Raw genomic sequence first — 22,721 nt, 5'->3', positions numbered from 1 at the left:
TGACAAAAAAAAACCGCCCCTAAACAGAAGCGGTTTCACAACGGCTATTATTTATTGGTCACGTATTTATTGGTAACCTGGATTATTGGGTGTTAAATTAGGATTGTTCTGCATCTCTGAAGTAGGAAGCGGCAATAACAAATGTTTCTCGGTTAGAGTAGCTCCGTTTTCAGGGAACTTGTGGCCCACAAAATTATCGAAGCTGTTGGTGGCATCTACATACACTTTACGTGTACGCAACATATCGAACCAGGTAATGCCTTCGTAACATAGCTCGTGCCAGCGCTCTCTCCAAACTGCTTCTCTAAAGGTTGCCTGTGTGAAAGTGCCTAGCGCAGGAGTAGTTAACCTTGCTCTTGTTCTAATGGCGTTTAGGGCATTCCATGCGGCCTGTGTTGGTCCACCCACTTCGTTTTGAGCTTCTGCGTAAGTAAGCAATACTTGTGCGTAACGAATATTCATCCAGTTAAGGCCACTGATAGCAGTTCCCGCTACGCCTGCGGTACCATGTGCCACTACGTCAAAATGCTTATAAATATAAGGTGCCGCTAAATCCTTTAAAGCTCCGCTACCCTCGTTATAATAAGATGTATAGAAGAACCCTTGTCTATCCACCGCCCGAAGATCACCAGGTTCGAATGAATTATAGAACGAGCGGGTAGGAACTGTAGAGCCGATCTCGGTACCATAAGCCGAAACGGCTTTAAAGTTTGGTAATAAGATACCCTGGTTAGGATTATCTGCTATACCCGCAGAATATTGGATTTGAAAGATATGTTCAACCCTGTTTTCCTGTGCCTGGTTGTGCAAGTCGAAATAATTAGAAAACAATCCATAACCTGAGCTGGTTATTACTTCGTTTGCTTTATCAGCAGCCAGCTTATAATAAGCTGCGCCTTTATTTAAAGGAAAGCCTGCCATCGTTAAATACACTTCGGCTAATTCGGCTTTTACTGCACCCAGTGAAGCTCGTCCTGTCGCATCCATCCATGGTAAACCGGAAGCCTCTGCGGAAGTAAGGTCAGAAACAATTAAGCTGTAAACAGAATCCCTTGATACACGGGCGGGAGTAAGCTGGGGAGATGCAGCATCAACAGGTTCTGTAATCAGTGGAACATCGCCAAATAACCTTACAAGGTAAAAGTATGACCAGGCACGAAGGAACTGCGCTTCGCCCAAAATCCTTTTCTTTTGTGCAGCATCCATTGGGTTAATACCGGGAACTTTCTGCAAAACAAGATTTGCCTGTGCAATTACACTGTAAGCTCCATTCCACCAGTTGTTGACGAAAACGTTGTCTCCGTTATAAGATAAACCGATGAGGTTGTTGAGGTCGGTATTTTGACCGGTCTCGGTTTTGGCCGTACCTGTCAGCATCTCCAAAAGAGAAAAGTTATTGGCGAAAATTCCGGCACCACCATTAATAAACCTGGTCTGTGCGTAAGCTGATGCAATTGCAGCTTCGGCGTGAGCAGGTATTGTATAGTAGGTTTCAGGCGACAGGTTGGACGGATCTACGTCTTGCTCGGCGAGCCATTTCTTACAGGAACTTGCCGACAATACGATTGTCGCAAGTAAGATGAACGTTGTATATTTTTTTATTTTGTTTAGCATCATTTTCAATTTTTCAGGATAAGTAATTAATTACAGGCCTACGTTTATACCAAGCATATAGATGGTTGGTTTAGGATAATCGAAGAATGTTTGCCCTTGAGCAAAAGCATTACCGTAAGTGGTTACTTCCGGATCGTTTCCTGAGAACTTGGTTTTAAGGAAGAAATTCTGCACTGATACATATGCTCTCAGTCTGCTCAAATGCATGCTTTGAGCTGTTGAGGCAGGGAAAGTATAGCTTAACAAAGCGTTTCTTCCGCGAAGGAAACCTCCATCTTCAATCCAGTGACTATCCACGTTAGTTACGTAACCTGCTCTTGTATCACGAATCGCAGCAATCATTGTGTTGGTGTTGTTGCTCTTGCTTGGATCATATGCGTCTAACACGGTTGTATAACTGTTTGCAATAGCTACCCTGTCTTCTGCAGAGTGTTTGGTTTGGTTAAGCACACTATTACCATACACAAATTGTAACTCGACCAACAAATTGAACTGCTTGTATTTGAAGCTGTTTGCAAAAGTTCCCCAGCCCTTAGGATTACCGTTTCCGAGAATAACCCTGTCGGCGTCGTTAATAGCATAGTTTCCGTCAACATCGAGGTATTTCAGGTCACCAGGTAAGATTGGCTTACCACCACGATAGCTTGCGAATTTGGCAGCTTCTGCTCTTTCAGCTTCTGTCCATACACCAAGGCGAACAAGTCCCCAGAAAGAACCAACGGGTTGTCCAACCTGGATGATACCTGTATTAGATAAGAAGTTAGGATTACCTGAGAAAATTGGTGCCGGTGTAGCAAGAGAAAGCACCTTGTTTCTATTCATAGAAATATTGAAAGTAGAGTTCCATGAGAAATCCCTGTTGCTGATGTTAACTGTGTTTAAAGTCAACTCAATCCCCTTGTTCTCCATGCTACCAATGTTCTTTTGAATAGAAGAAAATCCGCTCGTTCTTGGAACTGGAGCAGCTAACAGCATGTCTGTTGTTTTGCGATAATAATAGTCAGCTTCGAGACTTACACGGTTTTTGAAGAGACCTAATTCAAAGCCTGCATCGTATTGTGCTGTTTTCTCCCAACGTAAATCAGGATTTGCCAGCCTGTTTGTTCCAACGCCTGTTACCCTTAAGTTATTGATCACTGCAGTGTAAGATCCTAACAACGCGTCAGAAGAATACGCTGCTATTTCAGAGTTACCGGTAAGACCATAACTTGTTCTGAACTTCAGATTAGAGATTGTGTTATTGTTCTTAAAGAAGTTTTCATCAGATGCTCTCCATGCAAAGGCTGCAGAAGGGAACAGTGAATACAAGTTGTTTGCACCGAACTTTGATGAACCGTCCGCACGCGCAGTCACAGTAAACAGATACTTCTCATTCAGACTGTAATTCAGTCTTCCGAAATATGAGTTAAATGCAAAACCGCTTTTGTTAGAAGAAAGGGATTGTAACAAGCTACCTGCACCTAGGTTATTAAACTCTAAGTAGTCTGTTGAAAAGTTCCTCGACTCTGCACCTAAGCTAAAAAAGTTTGTTGCCTGCCATGATAAACCTAACAGGGCGGTCAGCTTATGCTTGTCGCTGAAACTTGTGTTATAAGTGAAATAGTTCTCAGAAGACCAATAGGTTTCATTGCTGTTAGCAACGTTTGCGATACCAGACTGGTCTCTTGAAAGCTGGTCGAGTGTACGACCGCTGTATTGATTTGTTCCCCTGTTAATAATGCTCGCACCAAACTGGCTTCTAAACTCGAGGCCTTTAGCAAGATTTATGGAAGTATACAGGTTACCTAGAGTAGTTTGAGTGTTTACAATATACTTACGCTCTGTCATGATATGTACGGGATTAGATCCACCTTCCATACCAGGATATTGCCAGTTCTCGCCCCAACTGCCATCAGGATATTTTACAGGTAAAATTGGAAGTCCTTCAGTAATCATACGTACTGAGTTCAAACCACCTGTACCAATATCAACCAGGTTTTCCTGTTGGTTGTTATAGCTGAGGCTTCCACCGATTCTCAGCCAATCTTTCACTTTACTGTCTACAGTAAATCTGCCTGAATAACGTTTAAGGTAGGAGTTGATCAATAAGCCGTTGTCATTTCTCCAGCCTACAAAAGCGCCATAAGTTGTATTCTCATTTCCGCCGGTAATGCCCAGCTGATGATTTTGGGAAAGTTTATTTTGGGTTGATTCCTTTAACCAATCTGTATCATAAAGCGGGTTACCATTGGCATCAAAAAGCAATGGCAGGCTTTTTCTTTTAACTCTTGGATCTACGACGTTGGAGTAGTTGCCTGCAGCCCAACCAGCAGGATCGTACACCTTAATGTTGTCGTAAGCCAGGTTTTCAACCTGGAGAAACTGCTGTGCATTTAACATTTTAACCCTATGTGGTCCGATCGTAGGAACACTAAAGTCAGCATCGTATGTAACCCTTGGAACACCTGAAGTTCCACGTTTAGTGGTAATAAGGATTACACCGTTTGCACCTCTTGCGCCATAGATCGCTGTTGCAGATGCATCTTTCAAAACTTCGATGGAAGCAATGTCATTTGGATTGATGTAATCGATGACGTTACTATTTTGAGTCTGCGTACCGGTAGGTAAGAAAACCCCGTCAATAACGTACAAAGGATTGTTGGAAGAACTAATTGAACTAAAGCCCCTGATCCTGATATTCGTCTGGCCACCGGGACGACCTGAGTTTGTGTTAACCTGCACACCTGCAATTCTACCTGCCAGCGCCTGGTTGAGTGATGCTGCGGGTCTTTCCTGCAATTGAGATGCTTTCACCGATCCTACAGAACCTGTAAGGTCAGATTTCCGCTGCGTTCCATAACCAATTACCACAACTTCACCAATGTTGCTGGCTGCAGCCTGTAGTGTAACATTTACTTCGGCCTGGTTGCCTACTCTTACCTCTTTAGCTTCAAAGCCGGTAGAACTGAACACCAACACGGCGGAGTTTGAAGGAACTGCGATAGAAAATTTACCAGCGGCATCGGTTGCTGTTCCCTGGTTAGAACCTTTGACCAGGACCGAAACACCTGATAGCGGTGCGTTGTCTTGCGAACCGATAATGGTACCATTTACAGTTCGACCTTGAGAAAAGCCGTAAAAGGTAGCGAGTACCATAATAAGGCTTAAGAAACTCACCTTAATTGAATAAGAATAGCTTTTTTTCATACGGTTTAATTTTGCTTAATAAAATATTAGAAGAGCTAGGGTAAAAACAAAAATCGCTGCAATTTAGAAAAAGATTTTTTTCAAAATTATCAGGCAAAAAATTTTTTTAAAAGGAAATTTTTTCGTTTAAGGGATTAACTAACAGATAGTTTTAAAGTATGAATTTTTGGCACGCATCTGCCACAAGTAGCCACAAATTTATTTTTCCTATGGTCCCGAAAATAAAGTTTGCATGATGTGCGTTTATAATCGAGACAACAGCATCTGCCGATTTGTTGCTTAAAAAAAGAGAAATATTAAAAAATTATTAAAGGCAACCAAAACTAAGTTTTCATAGGGTACGGATTAAAAGAGGGCCGGGGTTTCTACCCCAGGCCCAAATTTTTTTTATGCTAAATTGATCCAACTATTTGTAATGATTATGCCGGTGCTGTCTGAATACTTTCAACATTTTTTAGGGGGAAATAATAAATTGACATAAAGTTCTAAACAGTGCAATGCATGGAAAGGTGTGGCACATGCCTGTGGGTCGACAGCAATTTCGATAAACTCCGTCTACCCTTCCATTGCCTTCATAGCAAATCCTTTTTCGGATAAAAATTCTAGTGCTTTCGGCAAAGCGAACTCTAAACGGGGGAAAGCTTTTTCGCTATCATGAAAAACTATAATGGATCCGGAGGTAGTATTTTTAATAACGTTGTCAGCACACTTTTGGGGTGAAAGAGATACATCAAAATCCCCGCTTAAAACATCCCATAGAATGATTTTGAAGATTGGGCAGAGTTCTCTTACCTGCGACTTTGTTATTCGTCCATAAGGAGGGCGAAACAAATTACTGTCAATCACTTGCTGAGCCAATACCACGTCCTTTAGATAAATTATATCACCCGTCTTCCACCCGTTGAGGTGGTTGTACGTATGGTTGCCAACCTTATGTCCTTCGTTAATAATCTGCTCGTAGATATGAGGGTATTGCTTTACATTTTTTCCAATACAAAAAAAGGTAGCCTTCGCATTGTACTGCCGTAAATATCGCAAAACAAAAGGCGTAATTGTTGGATGCGGACCATCGTCAAAAGTGAGATAAACTTCATTTTTATCTGCCGGCATTTTCCAGGTCACTTTAGAAGGATACAAGGCTCTCAGCCACCACGGGGTCTTGACTAAATACATGCTGCAAAAGAACAAAAAAGGAAATGTTCCATCCCAAAATTCTTTGCTCCAAGACTATCCATCACTCATCTTCATTTTTAACCGCTTATACTTTCATCATACTTTTATAACCACTCATACTTATTGAACTTCTTTACGGAATACCCGGCTGGTAATTTTGCCGCACAATCAAAAGTTATGAGAACAATTTTATCTACCATTACTGCACTATTAATCAACCTCGCAGTTTTTGCGCAGACAACATCCACAATTAAAGGCAGTGTAATCGACAATACTTCTAAACCTTTAGTAGCGGCTACAGTGAGCCTGCTCACTCAAGACAGCGCTCTATACAAGGCAGCAGTGAGCGACAATACGGGAGCTTATCTTTTTGAAAAAGTTAAACCAGGAAGTTACATGGTTAAGATCAGCACCGTAAGTCACAATAACTGGTACTCGCCAAAGTTTGAATTAAAAGAGGGGGTTGCTTACACAGTACCCGTAGCATCGCTTGTGACAGCGGACAAGAAACTAAAGGATGTGACAGTTGTTGCCGCAAAAAAACCAATGATCGAAGTAAGGGCAGACCGCACTGTGTTTAACGTTGAAAGCAGCATTAACGCGACTGGTAGCAACGCATTGGAATTATTACAAAAAAGCCCCGGAGTAACGGTTGACAAAGATGATAATATCAGCATGAAGAGTAAAAATGGCGTGCGGATTTATATAGATGGAAAGCCAACTCCAATGGCCGGCTCTGACCTCGCGGCCTACCTGAAGTCTGTACAAAGCAGCGATATTGAATCGATTGAGATTATTGAAAACCCATCTGCGAAATATGACGCAAGTGGCAATGCGGGTATTATCAATATCAAATTCAAAAAGAATAAAAAATTTGGTACCAACGGATCTGCATCCGTGGGCTACAACCAGGGTATTTATTCATCTTATAATTCGAGTGTGAGCCTGAACTATCGTAATAAGAAGGTAAACCTCTTTAGCAATTTAAGTGGATATAAGGGCCGAGGAGAGAATTGGAATGATTTATACAGAACCCAAAACGATAGCATTTATGATCAAAAGAATATAAACCTAAACAAGTACAACGGTGGAAACTTAAAAGCAGGTGCGGACTACTTTATCAACGATAAAAATACTATCGGGGTAATGTATAATGGCAACTTCAATAAAGGTGATTGGCAGGCTATCGGGCAAACCGTTATTTCTCCACAAACGAGTAAACTTCCGGCAGAAATTTTACAGTCGGGAAATAAACAACCTAACCGCAGAAACAATCAAAACATAAATATTAATTACCGCTTTGCTGATACTTCAGGGCATGAGTTAAACATTGATGCTGACAGGGGTTTTTTTACGCAAAGGGGAGAAAGTCTGCAGCCTAACGTCTATATAAATGCTTCTACCGGCGCGGTACTTCGCGAAAGGATTTTTGCCAACAATACACCGACAGATATAGATATCTACACAGCAAAAGCAGATTACGAGCAAAACTTTAAAAAAGGAAAACTTGGCGTTGGGGCCAAATTTTCATCAGTAAAGACACGCAATACGTTTGACTTCTATAATGTATGGAACAATGTAAAACAGCAGGATTGGGAGAAGAGCAATAAGTTCGCTTATACTGAAACCGTTAGCGCTGCTTACGTAAACTATAATCGCTCTTTTAAAAAGTTCAGCATTCAGGCCGGAGTTCGTGCGGAGCAAACCAATAGTGAAGGCATACTGAAAGCCAAAAATAAAGAAACTATGCATGATACAACGGAAGCTGTCAAGAGAAGTTATCTTGATTTCTTTCCAAGTGCTGCCGTCAGCTATACTTTAAATCCAACTCACCAGTTTAATATAAATTATAGTCGCAGAATAGATCGGCCACGTTACCAGGACTTAAATCCTTTTGAAGACAAATTGGATGAGCTTACTTACAAAAAAGGAAACGCGTTTCTTCGTCCTCAGTACACAAACAGCTTTAGCTTAAGCCACACCTATAAATCGTTTTTAACTACCAGTGTTAGCTATAGCCATATCTCAGACTATATAACAGTAGTAAATGATACCACTCGTAAAAACGCCACTTTTATTACCAATAAAAACCTCGCTTCACAAGATGTATACGGCATCAACATAAGTGCACCCGTTAAGATCACTAAATGGTGGAATGTATATGCCAACTTAAGTGCTAACCAAAGCAGGTACAAAGCAAAGTTTGAAGATGGCAAAACGATCGACCTCTCTGTTACTACCGTCAACTATTATAACCAGCACACTTTCACTTTGGGCAAGGGTTATACTGCAGAAGCAAGTGGTTGGTTCAATACACCTTCTATATGGGGAGGAACCTTTAAAACAGATTTTATGTGGTCCGCCGATGCAGGATTACAAAAAACGTTGTTTGATAAACGAGCTACTTTAAAGCTTTCTGTAACCGATTTGTTTAAAACAAATAAGTGGAATGCAACGAGCAATTACGCGGGAATAAACTTACATATCAAAGGTGGTTACGATAGCCGGCAGGCACGCCTAACCTTCCAATATCGATTTGGAAGCAACGAAGTAAAAGCAGCAAGAGAAAGAAAGACAAGCCTCGAATCTGAAGCAAAAAGACTATAAATTCTAGGTTAGCTGGGTGTTTAAAGGTGAGGCCACAGTATTTCTATACGTGGCCCTTTTTATTGACGTGTGAAAGAAAGCTACTCTATAATTGCGTTGGAAAAGCGACTTATCTCAAATTGTGAGCGGACTACAAATCGAAGCGAAATTTCTTGTGTTAAACAAACTACACGTTTCATAATAAATGCCTATGTTATTGCTGCTCCAAAAATTAGAAGAATTAAAATTTAAAAAGGCCCTTTTACAAGAAAGTGTTTTCGTAACAAAAAAAATATACCTTTAAACTTTATTAATTGAAATTACCATGAAAGAAACAGGAACAGTTAAATTTTTTAACGAGGCAAAAGGTTTTGGATTTATCAAAAACGAACAAGGAAAAGACTTTTTTGTCCACGTATCAGTACTCAAAGGCGGTACTCTTAATGAAGGCGAACGCGTAGAATTTGAAACCAGGGAAGGCAAGAAAGGAATGGAAGCTTTCAATGTGAAGGTTCTAGGTTAATATATATTAATCAAGTTAATCAAGCTACAATATCTGCCCGGTATGCGCCGGGCAGATATTGTTTTATATACCGTTTCCCTCTCTAATTAGAGGTCTTAAGTCCCCTTTAAGACTTATCATCATTATTCTATTTTTTGTGGAAAAGTCAATTCTATAGTATTCGCTATTACTATTAGATTCGTGTATTCATAGCAACCAAAACGAAGAATGTAACTATGGAGAGCGATAAGTATCTCAATCTCACTAAGCAGGGAGAAAGCACAGAATGGTATTCAGAAGAATTTATTTGTAACAGTCTTATCTCCTTTCTGAAGAAAAACGGTTATAAAATCCACGAAGAAAAACCTAAAAATCTGACTGGTAAAAGCGAAAAAATTGTAACTGTTTCGAAGTTTTTTACAAAAGAGATTATTGGCATAAAAGGATTAAAACCTTCCAATGAGCGGAACAGTTTATTGAAGGTGCTCGATAAAAACGACTCGTCCCAGGCTAAAAGCTGGTTTCACGAGTCTTTGTTCAACTCATTTATCAATTTTGGGAAATACTACTCGGATGAAAATGCCGACGGCGCAATGGCGCTCCCAAATGTTTACAGGTACAAAGCGATCATTGAAACGGTACAGGATTACTTCACTTCAAATGACTTGTATTTTAAAGTATACATGGTAAATGAAAATGGTGACGTAGATGTTATCAATCTGAACGATAAAGACAAAACGCACCCTTAATGAGTGCGTTGTTACGTTAGCCTTTCTCCTGAATTATTTTTCCGATAAAAACTAGATTCCTTTTGGAGCTGGTGTATCTAAAAATACATACCTCTCCCTCCGGAATTCCGGCTCTACCCTCGTGTTTACATCTATATTCATCACCTGTACATTGTTGCTTTTTACCGCTGGCCACACCGGCAACCCAAGACCATTTGGATCGCCAGTCTTTATAAAGTTTGCAAAATATCCCTGCATAATTTCTGAAACCTTAAAATCTTCCGGCTGCCAGTCATATACCCTGTTTGTCGGCAAGTTGCCCATTGCATATTCTATTTCTGCCGAATGCACTGCACCTGTTGCGGGCTTCGGTTTTGGAACTACTGAGTCACTCTTGATGATCCCTCCTGCCAGACCCGCTACTGCATTACCCATTTCTGCACGCATAGCTGGTCGGGGACGCAAATAAAAATAACGATACACGGATTTGCCTCCCGTCTTGCTTTGCAGGTCTGACCACTTCCAGGTACTGTAGCCAATAAAGCGATCTCCGGCTAACAAAGTCGCCATTTTCTCTGCTTCATCATCTGAAGATGCCTGGTACGCTTTTAAAGCATCAGCCGCCCGGCTTCCATAGAGCTTCAGGACTGCCTCCGTATAATTCTGAACAGTCGGCTTGTTTTGCCCTAAAATTGCCTTGTAATTACTCTCTTCAGAGTTCCAACCAACGAGCAAGGGAACATGTGCTTGTTCACCTGCCGCATAAATCTGCACAGGAGCTTTAGGGAAAAAGTATCCATCTACCGTAGGACCAAAACGAGGGGTACCTTGTTTAGCTGTTGACTGCAACAATTCTTCCGCCGGAATGGCACGAAGAGCAGCCAGGGAAGAGGCACCTAATGTCGTTGCAAATTGTACCCCGCTTTGTTCGGCATCTGCACGAGGTGTCGTGGGGGTAGTACTGAGCAAAGAGCCGCTTTCTCCTATAGCTCCTGCGATTAAATTTTTAGAAAGTGGAGATGCCATTTGAGCACTTACAGAATACGACCCTGCAGACTCTCCTGCAATAGTGACTCGTTTTGGATCGCCGCCAAAAGCTGCTATGTTTTGTTGAACCCATTGCAGGGCAGCTGCCTGGTCTAAGAAACCATAATTACCGGATGCATGATGTGGGGATTCCTTCGTCAACTCAGGATGTGAAAAGAAGCCAAATACAGTCAGTCTATAGTTAACAGTGATTGTAACAATCCCCTTTCTCGCCATACTCTCGCCATCATATCTCCACTCCGACCCATCCCCTGCAACTAATCCTCCACCATAAAAATAAACCAGTACAGGCAGCTTTTGGGCGGAAGTTGTAGCAGGTGTCCAAACATTCAAATACAAACAATCTTCACTCATGCCATTACTACGAAATCCCATATCGCCAAAGAGAGCACGCTGCATAGCACGAGGACCAAACTTATCTGCTTTTCTTACACCCGTCCAGTTCTTTACTGGTTGAGGTTCTCTCCACCGCAAGTTTCCAACGGGAGGTTGACCAAACGGAACTCCCTTAAATGATCGGATACCTGACTCATAAGTTCCCTCTAACACGCCATTTGCTGTTTTTACCTGTGGAGCTGTCACGTCATTAGTAGTTTGGCCCGAAGCTGTAGTTATCAGCAGTACGACCAGCGTTGAAAAAATGAAAAGTTGTTTCATATATGCAAGATTAAGATTTGGAAGTCGATTGATAGGTAACAAGTCGAAGTTAGTAATGCAAATGCAATTTTCGTGAAGATCAAATACTTTTAAAACAGGTCTGGTTGCTGAACTTAACCTAATGGAGGATGCAATTACATTACCCGGTCTTATCTAAATTTTACAAATCATCGATAAAAACCTTCAAACCTTGTTCCTCACTTGCAAGAACTTTTGGCAAGTAACTTTCACCTAGAACAAAAAACTCAAAAAGCAAAACTTAACAATTCTCACAGCGACACAAAGTCTGCTATTTCGCTCTTACCTAACTCCAAATATTAACACTACCCGACTTTCCTCTTTTCGGTCGTCTCAACGGCATTTGTTACCTTTGCTACCCTGTCAAATTGACCAATTGAATTGATTAGCATCAAATTTGACAAATAAACAAATTCTCAAAAGAATTATACTCTTACGCAACGCATAAATTATGTTAGGTTTTATATCAAAATTATTTGGAGGAAGCAAATCACAGAAAGATGTGAAACTGTTGCTGCCCATTGTAGAAAAGACAAACCAATATTACCAGCAATACCAGTCGTTATCCAATGATGAGCTCCGTTCTAAAACAGTAGAATTTAAGCAAAGGATAAAAAATCATTTAAGTGAAATAGATAACGAAATTGAAAAACTTTCAAATGATGCTGAAGCGTTGTCGACAGATGATATTGCTGGTCGTGATACCATTTTCCAGGTAATTGATAAGTTGAAGAAGCAACGCAACGAGAAGATAGAGGAAGCCTTGAAAGAAATACAACCAGAGGCTTTTGCTGTAGTAAAAGAAACGGCTCGACGTTTCACGCAAAATCCTGAATTGCAAGCTACCGCTACAGAGCACGATCGTGCATTAAGTGTTTCGAGACAACATATAAAGATTGAGGGCGACACAGTAACCTTTAACAGCACATGGCTTGCTGCAGGAATACCTGTAACATGGAATATGATTCACTACGATGTGCAGTTGATAGGTGGATCTGTTTTGCATGAAGGAAAAATTGCCGAAATGGCAACGGGTGAGGGTAAAACGTTGGTTTCTACCTTGCCTGCTTACCTCAATGCCCTTGCCGGTGAAGGCGTGCACATTGTTACTGTAAATGATTACCTCGCTAAACGTGACTCTGAATGGAACGGGCCCATCTTTGAATTTTTAGGACTACGTGTAGATTGTATAGACAAACATCAACCTAATACGCAGGAACGCAGGAACGCTTACCATGCTGATATTACTTATGGCACCAACAACGAATTTGGTTTCGACTATTTGAGAGACAACATGGTGCATACACCGGATGAAATGGTGCAGCGCCGGCATCACTATGCAATGGTGGATGAGGTGGATAGTGTATTGATTGACGATGCCAGAACACCTTTAATTATCAGCGGACCGGTACCTCGTGGGGACGAACAGGAATACCACATTTTGAAGCCAAGAGTACAACAATTAGTAGAAGCTCAAAAAAGAGTTACAAACCAGTTTTTAAATGAGGCAAAGAAAAAATTCACTGAAGGCAACGACGATCCTAAAGATGGCGGACTTGCTTTAATGCGGGCATTTCGTGGTTTGCCAAAAAGTGGCGCTTTGATCAAATTTTTAAGCGAACCGGGAGTTCGTACTAAACTTCAAAAAACAGAAAACTATTACCTGGCAGATCAGCAGCGCGAAATGCCCAAAGTGGATGAAGAGTTATTCTTCCACATAGATGAAAAAAATAACCAGGTTGACTTAACGGATAAGGGTATTCAGATGATTACCAAAAGCGGTGAAGACCCCAACTTCTTCATCCTTCCCGATATAAGTGTTCAGCTTAATGCAATTGACATTGATCAAAATTTATCTCCGGAGGAAAAATTGCATCAAAAAGAAGCAATCCTAAACGACTATTCCCTTAAGGCCGATCGTATTCATACAGTACAACAACTATTAAAAGCTTATACGCTTTTTGAAAATGACGTAGAATATGTGGTGATCGAAGGTGCTGTAAAAATTGTAGATGAGCAGACCGGTCGTATTATGGAGGGTCGCCGTTACAGTGACGGTTTGCACCAGGCTATTGAAGCAAAAGAAAATGTGAAGATCGAAGCCGCTACTCAAACCTATGCTACAGTTACCCTTCAGAACTATTTCCGTATGTACCACAAGCTGGCAGGCATGACTGGTACTGCCGAAACGGAAGCAGCAGAATTCTGGAGCATTTACAAATTGGACGTAGTTACCATTCCAACTAATATTCCTGCAATTCGTAAAGATGAACAGGATTTGGTCTTTAAAACAAAGCGCGAAAAATACAAGGCGGTTATTGAGGAAATTGAAAAGCAGCGGAACTTAGGCCGGCCTTCGCTGGTAGGTACAACAAGTGTGGAGGTGAGTGAATTACTTAGTCGTATGTTGAAGCAAAAGCAAATTCCACACAACGTTTTGAACGCAAAGCAACATGCGAGAGAAGCGCAGGTAGTTGCTGAAGCAGGTCTTCCCGGTAATGTAACTATTGCAACCAACATGGCTGGACGTGGTACCGATATTAAGCTTGGCCCCGGCGTGAAAGAAGCCGGTGGACTAGCAATCTTAGGTACTGAGCGACACGAGAGCCGCCGTGTGGACAGACAGCTAAGAGGTCGTGCGGGTCGTCAGGGGGATCCGGGATCTTCTATGTTCTTCGTGTCTCTTGAAGATGATTTGATGCGGATGTTTGGTAGCGAGCGTATTGCTAAGGTGATGGACTTTGCAGGATATAAAGAAGGTGAAGTTATCCAACATAGTATGATAACCAAGAGCATTGAAAGAGCTCAACGGAAAGTAGAGGAAAACAACTTTGGTATCCGTAAGCGTTTGCTTGAGTATGATGACGTAATGAACAAGCAGCGTACCGTGATTTATACGAAACGTAGTCACGCCTTGTTTGGAGAAAGGCTTGCTTTAGATCTTGACAATGGTTTTTATTCGGTTGCTGAAGGATTGATAGCAGGCTTTAGGGAGCAATCAGATTTTGAAGGATTTAAAATGTCTGTAATTGTAAACTTTGGTATTGACACCTCTATTACTGAGGATGAACTTACAAAAGCGAACGAAAAACAGCTGGCTGAAAGGCTGTACCAAGAGGCGATCAATAACTACCACCATAAAAAACTCGAAATAGCGCAGAATGCTTTACCTGTTTTCGAGAACATTCGTCAGCAACAAGGAAAACATATTGAAAACGTGGTAGTTCCTTTTACCGACGGTCGTCGCGGAATACAGGTATTGGCAAATCTTGATAAAACGCTTGAAACCAAAGGTGTTGAATTAACGCAAGCGGTTGAGCGTAACGTAGCCCTAAACCTTATAGACGACGCATGGAAAGAGCATTTGCGTGCAATGGATGACCTGAAGCAAAGTGTGCAAACTGCGTCTTACGAGCAAAAAGATCCTTTAGTCATCTACAAAATGGAAGCTTTCGGATTGTTTAAAAAACTGGATGAGCAGGTCAACCGCGATATTGTTTCCTTCTTATGTCATGCAGGTATACCTGTGGAGCAAAACGAACCGGAAAGAGTGATCCATGAAGGAAGGCAGCAAAAGACCGATATGAGCAAAATGAGCGTCAACAAAGATGAGATAGATGTTGCCGGCCAGGACTATGCTGCGAACGAAAACGATTATTTCGATCCTACTCCTACGGTGGTAAAACAACAGCCAATTGTTGTAGGACCAAAAGTCGGCAGAAATGATCCTTGCCCTTGTGGAAGCGGCAAGAAGTTTAAGAACTGCCATGGAAAGGATTTGTAGTTGCTATAAATTAGGAATTAGGAATTGGAGAATTAGGAATTGAAATTTAAAAAGCTGACTAATAAAAAAGCATTTATTACATTGTATAAATGCTTTTTTTATGAAAGAAAATAATATAGTAGTAGAAAAGTCTTACGCCTTTGCTTTGCCAATCGTAAAACTCTACTGGCACTTGGTAGAAAGTAAAAAAGAATATAGACTTTCAGGCCAGGTATTATCTTCAGGCACTTCAGTAGGAGCCAACATTGAAGAAGCGATGGGAGGATCTTCGCGGAGAGACTTTAAATCCAGACTAGATATTTCTTAAAGGGAAGCGAGAGAAACAAAGTATTGGCTGCGATTACTGCGAGATAGCAATTCACTTGAAAAAAAATTGGCGGACTCTTTAATTCTTGATTGTGAAGAAATTTTAAGAATACTTGGCTCAATTCTTAAGACAATTAAAAGTGACTGTTAATGAGCTAGCTCTATCATTCCTAATTATCAAATTCCTAATTCTTAATTCCTAATTAATCTGAATGAACTTAAACAAACACATAGATCACACCGTCCTCAAACCAACCACTCTGATAGCAGACGTCGAAAAACTGTGCGCAGAAGCAAAGGAATACGGGTTTGCGGCTGTGTGCGTTCCTCCGCCTTTTGTAAAAATATCCAAAGCACTTTTATTGGGATCAGACGTTAAAGTAGCCACGGTCATAGGGTTCCCCTTTGGCTACTCTGCTGTAGAAGCGAAGCTTGCAGAAATACTGCTGGCAATGGTCGACGGCGCAGATGAACTGGATGTGGTAGCAAATATTGTTGCAATTAAAAATAATGACTGGCAGTTAATTTCAAACGAAATCAACCATATAATGCCGGTAATTAAAAGCAAAGGGAAGGTGATTAAGGTCATCATCGAAAGTGGTGTCTTGACGGAAGATGAATTGATTAAATGTTGCCATTTATTTGGTCCCGCAGGAATAGATTATTTAAAAACATCAACGGGCTACGCAGAAAAAGGAGCCACCATAGAAGCGGTTAAGACCATGAGAGAAAATTTGCCTAAAAACGTTCAAATCAAAGCATCCGGTGGAATAAGAACTTATGAATTTGCCAAAGAACTAATTGAGGCCGGCGCAACACGTTTAGGTTGTAGTGCAAGTGTGGCTATCGTTAATGGGCAGGCAGCCGAAACAAAATATTAATCAAACAGAGATGAAAGCAATACTAATAATTATTTCAATTTTCATTATTTGCCCAATAATCGTTAAAAGCCAGGTAAGTAACAGCGATACTTTTTCTTCTGTTATCGTCAATAAAGACCCCCGTTTTGATGAGATGGCGGCTAAACAAGCAGAAATCAACAAGAAGTCACTTAGAAGTGGGCCACGACGAGTAAGCGGTTTTCGCATACAAGCAGCAAACACCCAAAACCGCGATGAAGCCAATGCGGTGAAAGCAGAACTGTTAAGTCGTTTTCCTAATGAAAAATCGTACCTGTTATACCAGGCGCCGAATTTCCGGGTACGTATTGGAAACTTCTTAACCCAAAGAGAAGCACTTCAACTCCGAAAGATGATTTCAGCATTATATCCTAAAAAAGGGATTTACATTGTTCCGGATATTATTGAATACACTCCACCGCCCGAAGACGACAGCCAGTAAAAATTGAAGCTCTAGCAAGTATCTTTGATGTATGCTAAAGGAGAAAATAAAAGGACTTGCTTTACAATACCAGCAAGAGTTTATAAAAGTCAGACACCATCTTCATGCTCATCCAGAAATAAGTTACCAGGAGTTTGAAACCTCAAAATACATCCAGCAGAAACTAAGTGAATTTGATATTCCTTTTGAAATAAAAGCAACCACCGGCGTAGTAGGTCTAATCAAAGGAAAAAATCCTGGAAGCCGTGTTATTGCCCTTCGTGCAGATATGGATGCACTCCCTATAAAAGAAGAAAACGAAGTAGAATATAAGTCCGTTAACGAAGGTTTGATGCATGCCTGTGGTCACGATGTACACACGACCTGTCTTTTAGGTGCTGCAAAAATTCTTAACGAACTAAAAGATGATTGGGAAGGAACGATAAAACTGTTGTTTCAACCTGGGGAAGAAAGAAATCCCGGCGGTGCGAGTTATATGATAAGAGATGGCGGGCTGGAAAATCCAAAGCCTCACGGAATTTTCGGAATGCATGTTCACCCCGGCCTGCCTCTTGGCAAGTTTAGTTTTCGCAAAGGGAGAGTAATGGCGAGTGCAGACGAAATATTTATTACAATAAGGAGTAAAGGCGGCCATGCGGCAGCGCCACATCTCACTGCCGACACCATTTTAATTGCCTCCCACCTAATTGTCAGTTTGCAACAGATTATTAGTCGTAACAACAATCCAACATCGCCTTCTGTCCTTTCTATCTGTTCAATCGAAGGCGGACACACAACAAACGTAATTCCAAGTGAAGTAAAGCTAAAAGGTACTTTTAGAGCTATGGATGAAGTATGGCGAAGAAAAGCCCACGAATTGATTAAAAAACAAACGGTGGGCCTTGTGACTGCAATGGGCGCGGAAGCAGATGTACTGGTGGATGTAGGATATCCTTTTGTTGACAACGACCCTTCGCTGACGGAAGTTGGTTGGAAGTTAGCAGAGGAATATTGGGGGAAAGAAAATGTAGAGGAGACTGAGCTTAGAATGGGGGCGGAAGATTTTGGCTACTACACCCATGTCGTACCCGGGTGCTTTTATCGTTTAGGAGTGGGAAATGAAGAAAAAGGAATTATTCATAATGTGCATACGCCAAAATTTAATATTGATGAAGAGGCTATCACAAATGGAATACAGATGATGGCCTGGTTTGGGGCCAAGGCAGGAACGACAAACTAGAGTATAAATAAAAAGCGAATTGCATTATAACAATTCGCTTTTTTGTTGCCCGACATGGACTCGAACCACGACAAACAGTACCAAAAACTGTCGTACTACCATTATACTATCGGGCAATCATAAATGGAGTGCAAAAATAAGGGTTCAAGATATTTGAACAAATATTTTTTTAAAAAAACCAAAGCTTTAACCCCTTTTTTATTGCTCACTTTTCTGGTTATAGCTCTTCCTCTTCTTCTCTTAGCCTTTTAATAAGTTCAAGCGACGCATCAACCTTGTCTGCAAGAAGCGTAATGAGAGAACCAGGTTTAGCATTTTTGTAGGCATGCAAAACGGCCTCTTTTTCACTTAAGATAATTGTTACAGGAAGATCTTTTGGCTTTGTTTCATTTATGCCTTCCCTAAGTAGATCAATAATTTCTTCAGCTGTGCGACCTCTTAAGTATTTATCCTGCCGGATGATGATCTCGTCAAAGAACGTAGCAGAAATCCTTCCAATATCCCTGATGTCTTCATCTCTGCGATCACCCGTTCCTGAAATAATACCAACCTTTGGAGTTGCGTCTATTTTCTTAATGAACTCACCTAATAATTTAAGCCCTGCAGGGTTATGAGCAAAATCAAGCAGCATTTGAAATCTCTTAAATTGAAACAGATTCAACCTGCCTGGAGTTTGTACATCGGACGGTATAAAAGTTCGGAGCGACTGTTTGATATCGTCAATAGTAATGTTGGTGTACAGGTACGAAGCCAATACTGCGGGAAGTGCATTCATAATGTTGTGAACAGCGCGTCCTCCATAGGTAATAGGAATGTCTGTTACTTTCTGAACCCTTATTTTCCATGTGCCTTTTAAAATAGAAACGTACCCGTTTTCAAACACCGCCGCATACCCTCCGTCCTCACAGTGTTCTTTAATTCTTGGGTTATTTTCATCCATACTAAAAAAGGCCACATTACACTCCAAACCTTTTCTCATTCCATAAACAAGGTCGTCATCAGCATTTAGAATCGCATAGCCGTGCGGAAAAACTGTTTCCGGAACAACTGCTTTCACTTTAGCCATTTGCTCCAGGTTGTCAATTCCGCCGAGACCAATATGATCAGCGCTAACATTGGTTACAATAGCAATGTCGCAATGTTCGAAAGCAAGACCGGCCTTCAATATACCTCCACGCGCACACTCCAAAACGGCAAAATCAACCGTAGGATCTTTCAACACAAACTGGGCACTGACAGGGCCTGTACAATCGCCTCTCATCATTAGGTTATTCTGAATATAAATTCCATCAGAAGTGGTAAAGCCTACTTTATAACCAACCGACTTACAAATATGCGCAATGAGCCTGGTGGTAGTTGTCTTACCATTTGTTCCGGTAACGGCTACAATAGGTATCCTGCCGCTGCTTGCCTTAGGAAAAAGCATATTGATAACCGGCTCAGATACATTTCTGGGCAAACCAACCGTTGGCTCTATATGCATTCGGAAACCTGGGGCAGCATTTACTTCTAAAACGGCACCTCCGTTTTCTGTTACAGGTTCTTTCAGGTCCGGCGCCATGATGTCGATTCCGCAAATATCAAGACCTATGATCTTCGAGATCCTTTCGCACATGAAGATGTTGGCTGAATGCACCTCATCTGTTATGTCCGTACTTGTACCGCCGGTGCTTAAGTTTGCCGTCGGTTTTAGAAGGACTAATTCACCCTTGGCCGGAATAGTCTCAAGGGTATAGCCAACATCAGCTAACATTTTTTGAGTAAAATTGTCTACTGTTATTTTGGTTAACACCAACTCGTGACCGAAACCTCGTCGAGGATCTTTATTGACTTCATCTACGAGCCATTGAATGGTATGTTCGCCATCGCCTACCACACTTGCAGGCGTGCGTAACGCTGCACAAATGAACTTGTGATTGATTACCAGAACTCTAAAATCGAAGCCGGTGACGAACCTCTCGCAAATAACGCTTCTACCGTACATCTGGGCTTCCTGCAATGCTTTCACCGCCTGTTCCCAAGTCGTTATATTGGTAGTTGCTCCTTTGCCATGATTACCATCAATAGGTTTCAACACCACAGGGTATCCCATATCTTCGATTGCTTCCTTTAGCCCTTCCTCGGTTCGTACAATCGTTCCATTTGGAACGGGGATCTCTGCTGCTCCTAAAAGGTTTTTTGTTTCCTCCTTATCGCCTGCAATGTCTACTGCAATATTAGAAGTTGTACTGGCGATTGTTGCCCGTATTCTCTTTTGGTGTACGCCGTAACCCAATTGAACAAGGCTATGTTTATTTAGCCTGATAAACGGAATACCCCGTTTAGCAGCCTCTTTAACTATTCCACCGGTTGAAGGTCCCATAGCAGTGTTTTCACGAATTTCCCGCAGAGTTTGTATGTCTGCTTCAAGGTTGTATTCAGTACCCTCAGCCAACGCTTCCGCAATTCTTACTGCTGCATTTCCTGCAAACACTCCGGCGTCTTCTTCCACATAGCTAAACACTACGTAATACTCTCCTTCTTTACCAGTTCCCCGCGTACGTCCAAACCCCGTGTTCATACCGGCAAGGGTTTGCAATTCTAAAGCAATGTGCTCAATTACGTGTCCCATCCATGTTCCTTCTTCTACTCTTTCAAAGAATCCCCCGGGCGTTCCAACACTGCAACGGTGAGAATACATAGATGGAAGTAATTCTCTTAGCCGGTTAGTGAAACCGGGAATTTTATTGGTTGGATGTTGTTCCATCTCCTCCAGGTCAAGCTTTATCTGGATTAGCTTGTTCCTACGAACACTCCAATAATTTGGACCTTGCAATACTTTTGTTTCGACAATTTTCATAAAGTTTTTTGTTGATGGTTGGCTCTGAAGTGTTTAAAAACCCTGATCCCCAATAAATCATGTATAACTAATTTATCAAATTGCTTACCACCCTGTTTCTATCCCATCCAACTCGATAATCTAGCTCACTAACGATCGACCAAGCAGCTAAAGTTCTGCATTGGTGACCTTACTTTTTTATTTATATTTGGTAGCCGACAATTGTAAAGCTTCTCTTACATCTAAAAACAAATTGCGATCAGCACTGCTACTAAAGAAAGATGTAAAGTTTTATAGTTGTATAGTTAAATGATTGCTTCTGTTACTATGAAAACGATTGTATAGATTACATTTGCAACATTGTCTAAACACTAAAAATGTCGGAAAAAGGAAAACTTATTGCAATCGGTGGCGCAGAAGATAAAGGGACTGTTTTAGAAAAGGCCCTCGCCATCCATCACAACTTAAACTTTTTTGGGTTGGGAATTCTTCGTCGCATAGTTCATGAAGCGGGCGGAATACTGGCGCGGATTGAAGTAGTGACTACCGCCTCCATGATTCCATTTGAGGTAGGTAATAACTACCTGGAAGCGTTTGGAAGAATAGGATGTACCAATGTAGACGTGATGCACATCAGGAACCGGGAAGATGCACAGGACCAGGACTACATCGACCGAATTCAAGAGTGCGATGCCGTTATGTTTACCGGCGGAAACCAAATGCGCCTTACTTCGACCTTCGGGGGAACTAAGTTTTTACGAATTATTCAAAACAGGTATAAGAATGAACCATTTGTTGTTGCCGGCACATCGGCTGGAGCAATGGCAATGAGCAATACGATGATCTATGAAGGTGACGCTTCTAAAGCGCACCTAAAAGGAGAAGTAAAAATAACTACCGGCCTTGGCTTTATGCAGAACGTAATCTTCGACTCCCATTTTGAAAAGCGTGGACGTTTCGGGAGGCTTTCCCAAGCTGTTGGCGCAAACCCTTCTTGTATCGGCATTGGATTAGGAGAAGATACGGGGATGCTAATAACCGAAGGAAATAAGATGGAAGCGATCGGAAGCGGAATGGTAGTTATTATCGATGGACACGATATACGCCACAGCAACATTGCCGACATTCCTGAGGGCAATCCAATGAGTGTTGAAAACATTCGTGTGCATTTATGCGCCAAAGGAAACGGTTTCCTCGTGCATGAGCGGAAGTTTGTAGAAAAAATGGCTAAGGATACAACTCCTATTATGCAGGATTGGGACTAAGCGGATTTTTGAGCAAGTTTTGTAGTCAACATTTCCTCTTTTCTTATCAATGTTGCGTCGCACCCTTTTACGTCAAATCTATATTCATCTTCCAATTGTAGTACAATTAATCTTCGTTCAATTACCACAACTTCTGCTTAAGAAGAAACACTATACCCACCTCTTCCAAATCCACCGCGGGTTACTGCACCTTTAAAGGTATTACTGCCAATATTTGATCTTTCCGATAATCCTCTAGAATAGTAACCCGCTCTACGGTAATTGCCATTATTAAAATTGCCGTAAGGTCTAAACGCATAGTACCATAACAAAGCAGTCCCGATACCTGAATGATGCGCTCTGCTATAAGGCGCAGTAGTGTCGCTCCTCATGTAAACTTTGTTGCCACTCTCCCACTCTTTGTTCGGTTGATTACACGAGGCAAGCACCGCTGTTATTAATACCAGTTCAACATATTTTGACTTTTTCATTTCTATC

Annotated in this window: 14 protein-coding genes, 1 tRNA gene and 1 pseudogene; 9 read left to right on the top strand and 7 right to left on the bottom strand. The window is 41.4% G+C overall.

What is annotated here, in order from left to right; genetic code table 11:
* Window positions 1-66 precede the first annotated feature (66 nt).
* The 3 genes from SAE01_RS11915 to SAE01_RS11905 form a co-directional block, all read right to left on the bottom strand.
* Entirely contained in the window at window positions 67-1,617 is a 1,551-nt protein-coding gene (locus SAE01_RS11915) for a RagB/SusD family nutrient uptake outer membrane protein (protein ID WP_246113222.1), read from the bottom strand.
* A gap of 27 nt (window positions 1,618-1,644) precedes the next feature.
* A complete protein-coding gene (locus tag SAE01_RS11910) occupies window positions 1,645-4,800 on the bottom strand; it encodes a SusC/RagA family TonB-linked outer membrane protein (RefSeq protein WP_147203991.1) in 3,156 nt (1,051 codons plus the stop codon).
* A 555-nt stretch (window positions 4,801-5,355) separates the two neighbouring features.
* Complete coding sequence (locus SAE01_RS11905; protein WP_147203990.1) at window positions 5,356-5,973, bottom strand: polysaccharide deacetylase family protein; 618 nt, start codon at window positions 5,971-5,973, stop codon at window positions 5,356-5,358.
* Window positions 5,974-6,150: 177 nt separating this feature from the next.
* Here SAE01_RS11905 and SAE01_RS11900 point away from each other — a divergent pair, with 177 nt between their 5' ends.
* The 3 genes from SAE01_RS11900 to SAE01_RS11890 all read left to right on the top strand — a co-directional run bounded on the left by SAE01_RS11900 (window position 6,151) and on the right by SAE01_RS11890 (window position 9,810).
* Window positions 6,151-8,580 carry a TonB-dependent receptor gene (locus tag SAE01_RS11900; RefSeq protein ID WP_147203989.1) on the top strand — a complete coding sequence of 810 codons (2,430 nt, stop codon included), beginning with the start codon at window positions 6,151-6,153 and terminating at the stop codon, window positions 8,578-8,580.
* Between the two features lie 304 nt (window positions 8,581-8,884).
* Complete coding sequence (locus SAE01_RS11895; protein ID WP_147203988.1) at window positions 8,885-9,082, top strand: cold-shock protein; 198 nt, start codon at window positions 8,885-8,887, stop codon at window positions 9,080-9,082.
* A 215-nt stretch (window positions 9,083-9,297) separates the two neighbouring features.
* Complete coding sequence (locus SAE01_RS11890; RefSeq protein ID WP_147203987.1) at window positions 9,298-9,810, top strand: hypothetical protein; 513 nt, start codon at window positions 9,298-9,300, stop codon at window positions 9,808-9,810.
* Window positions 9,811-9,861: 51 nt separating this feature from the next.
* On the opposite strand, the gene SAE01_RS11885 is transcribed toward SAE01_RS11890, so the two are convergent.
* Window positions 9,862-11,493, bottom strand: coding sequence for a carboxylesterase/lipase family protein (locus SAE01_RS11885; RefSeq protein WP_147203986.1), 1,632 nt, complete (start codon window positions 11,491-11,493; stop codon window positions 9,862-9,864).
* 469 nt (window positions 11,494-11,962) lie between these two features.
* Between SAE01_RS11885 and secA the strand changes: the two genes are divergently transcribed.
* The 5 genes and pseudogenes from secA to SAE01_RS11860 all read left to right on the top strand — a co-directional run bounded on the left by secA (window position 11,963) and on the right by SAE01_RS11860 (window position 18,161).
* Window positions 11,963-15,295, top strand: a complete 3,333-nt coding sequence (gene secA / locus SAE01_RS11880; protein WP_147203985.1) for a preprotein translocase subunit SecA — start codon at window positions 11,963-11,965, stop codon at window positions 15,293-15,295.
* A 100-nt stretch (window positions 15,296-15,395) separates the two neighbouring features.
* A pseudogene (locus SAE01_RS24930) lies at window positions 15,396-15,752 on the top strand (four helix bundle protein).
* Between the two features lie 61 nt (window positions 15,753-15,813).
* On the top strand, window positions 15,814-16,482 hold the full coding sequence (gene deoC / locus SAE01_RS11870; RefSeq protein WP_147203984.1) for a deoxyribose-phosphate aldolase: 669 nt from the start codon (window positions 15,814-15,816) through the stop codon (window positions 16,480-16,482).
* A 10-nt stretch (window positions 16,483-16,492) separates the two neighbouring features.
* Window positions 16,493-16,942, top strand: a complete 450-nt coding sequence (locus SAE01_RS11865; RefSeq protein ID WP_170234148.1) for an SPOR domain-containing protein — start codon at window positions 16,493-16,495, stop codon at window positions 16,940-16,942.
* Between the two features lie 31 nt (window positions 16,943-16,973).
* Complete coding sequence (locus SAE01_RS11860; protein WP_147203982.1) at window positions 16,974-18,161, top strand: M20 metallopeptidase family protein; 1,188 nt, start codon at window positions 16,974-16,976, stop codon at window positions 18,159-18,161.
* A gap of 45 nt (window positions 18,162-18,206) precedes the next feature.
* On the opposite strand, the gene SAE01_RS11855 is transcribed toward SAE01_RS11860, so the two are convergent.
* Window positions 18,207-18,277: transfer RNA gene (locus SAE01_RS11855), tRNA-Gln, on the bottom strand.
* A gap of 101 nt (window positions 18,278-18,378) precedes the next feature.
* Window positions 18,379-21,000: a cyanophycin synthetase gene (gene cphA / locus SAE01_RS11850; protein ID WP_147203981.1), complete on the bottom strand. Its 2,622-nt coding sequence runs from the start codon at window positions 20,998-21,000 to the stop codon at window positions 18,379-18,381.
* Window positions 21,001-21,356: 356 nt separating this feature from the next.
* Between cphA and SAE01_RS11845 the strand changes: the two genes are divergently transcribed.
* Window positions 21,357-22,244 (top strand): cyanophycinase, encoded by an 888-nt coding sequence (locus tag SAE01_RS11845; RefSeq protein ID WP_147203980.1) that lies wholly within the window; start codon window positions 21,357-21,359, stop codon window positions 22,242-22,244.
* A gap of 137 nt (window positions 22,245-22,381) precedes the next feature.
* On the opposite strand, the gene SAE01_RS11840 is transcribed toward SAE01_RS11845, so the two are convergent.
* A complete protein-coding gene (locus tag SAE01_RS11840) occupies window positions 22,382-22,714 on the bottom strand; it encodes a hypothetical protein (protein WP_147203979.1) in 333 nt (110 codons plus the stop codon).
* Between the last annotated feature and the right edge of the window lie 7 nt (window positions 22,715-22,721).

The organism is Segetibacter aerophilus (genome assembly GCF_007991655.1).
Classification (GTDB): Bacteria; Bacteroidota; Bacteroidia; order Chitinophagales; family Chitinophagaceae; genus Segetibacter; species Segetibacter aerophilus.
This window is presented reverse-complemented; position numbering and strand designations above follow the sequence as displayed.

Excerpts from the sequence above, each read along its gene's own strand:
- deoC (WP_147203984.1), top strand. The coding sequence starts at position 15,814 with ATGAACTTAAACAAACACATAGATCACACCGTCCTCAAACCAACCACT.
- cphA (WP_147203981.1), bottom strand. The coding sequence starts at position 21,000 with ATGAAAATTGTCGAAACAAAAGTATTGCAAGGTCCAAATTATTGGAGT.
- secA (WP_147203985.1), top strand. The coding sequence starts at position 11,963 with ATGTTAGGTTTTATATCAAAATTATTTGGAGGAAGCAAATCACAGAAA.
- SAE01_RS11845 (WP_147203980.1), top strand. The coding sequence starts at position 21,357 with ATGTCGGAAAAAGGAAAACTTATTGCAATCGGTGGCGCAGAAGATAAA.
- SAE01_RS11890 (WP_147203987.1), top strand. The coding sequence starts at position 9,298 with ATGGAGAGCGATAAGTATCTCAATCTCACTAAGCAGGGAGAAAGCACA.
- SAE01_RS11865 (WP_170234148.1), top strand. The coding sequence starts at position 16,493 with ATGAAAGCAATACTAATAATTATTTCAATTTTCATTATTTGCCCAATA.
- SAE01_RS11860 (WP_147203982.1), top strand. The coding sequence starts at position 16,974 with ATGCTAAAGGAGAAAATAAAAGGACTTGCTTTACAATACCAGCAAGAG.
- SAE01_RS11915 (WP_246113222.1), bottom strand. The coding sequence starts at position 1,617 with ATGATGCTAAACAAAATAAAAAAATATACAACGTTCATCTTACTTGCG.
- SAE01_RS11905 (WP_147203990.1), bottom strand. The coding sequence starts at position 5,973 with ATGTATTTAGTCAAGACCCCGTGGTGGCTGAGAGCCTTGTATCCTTCT.
- SAE01_RS11840 (WP_147203979.1), bottom strand. The coding sequence starts at position 22,714 with ATGAAAAAGTCAAAATATGTTGAACTGGTATTAATAACAGCGGTGCTT.
- SAE01_RS11910 (WP_147203991.1), bottom strand. The coding sequence starts at position 4,800 with ATGAAAAAAAGCTATTCTTATTCAATTAAGGTGAGTTTCTTAAGCCTT.
- SAE01_RS11900 (WP_147203989.1), top strand. The coding sequence starts at position 6,151 with ATGAGAACAATTTTATCTACCATTACTGCACTATTAATCAACCTCGCA.
- SAE01_RS11895 (WP_147203988.1), top strand. The coding sequence starts at position 8,885 with ATGAAAGAAACAGGAACAGTTAAATTTTTTAACGAGGCAAAAGGTTTT.
- SAE01_RS11885 (WP_147203986.1), bottom strand. The coding sequence starts at position 11,493 with ATGAAACAACTTTTCATTTTTTCAACGCTGGTCGTACTGCTGATAACT.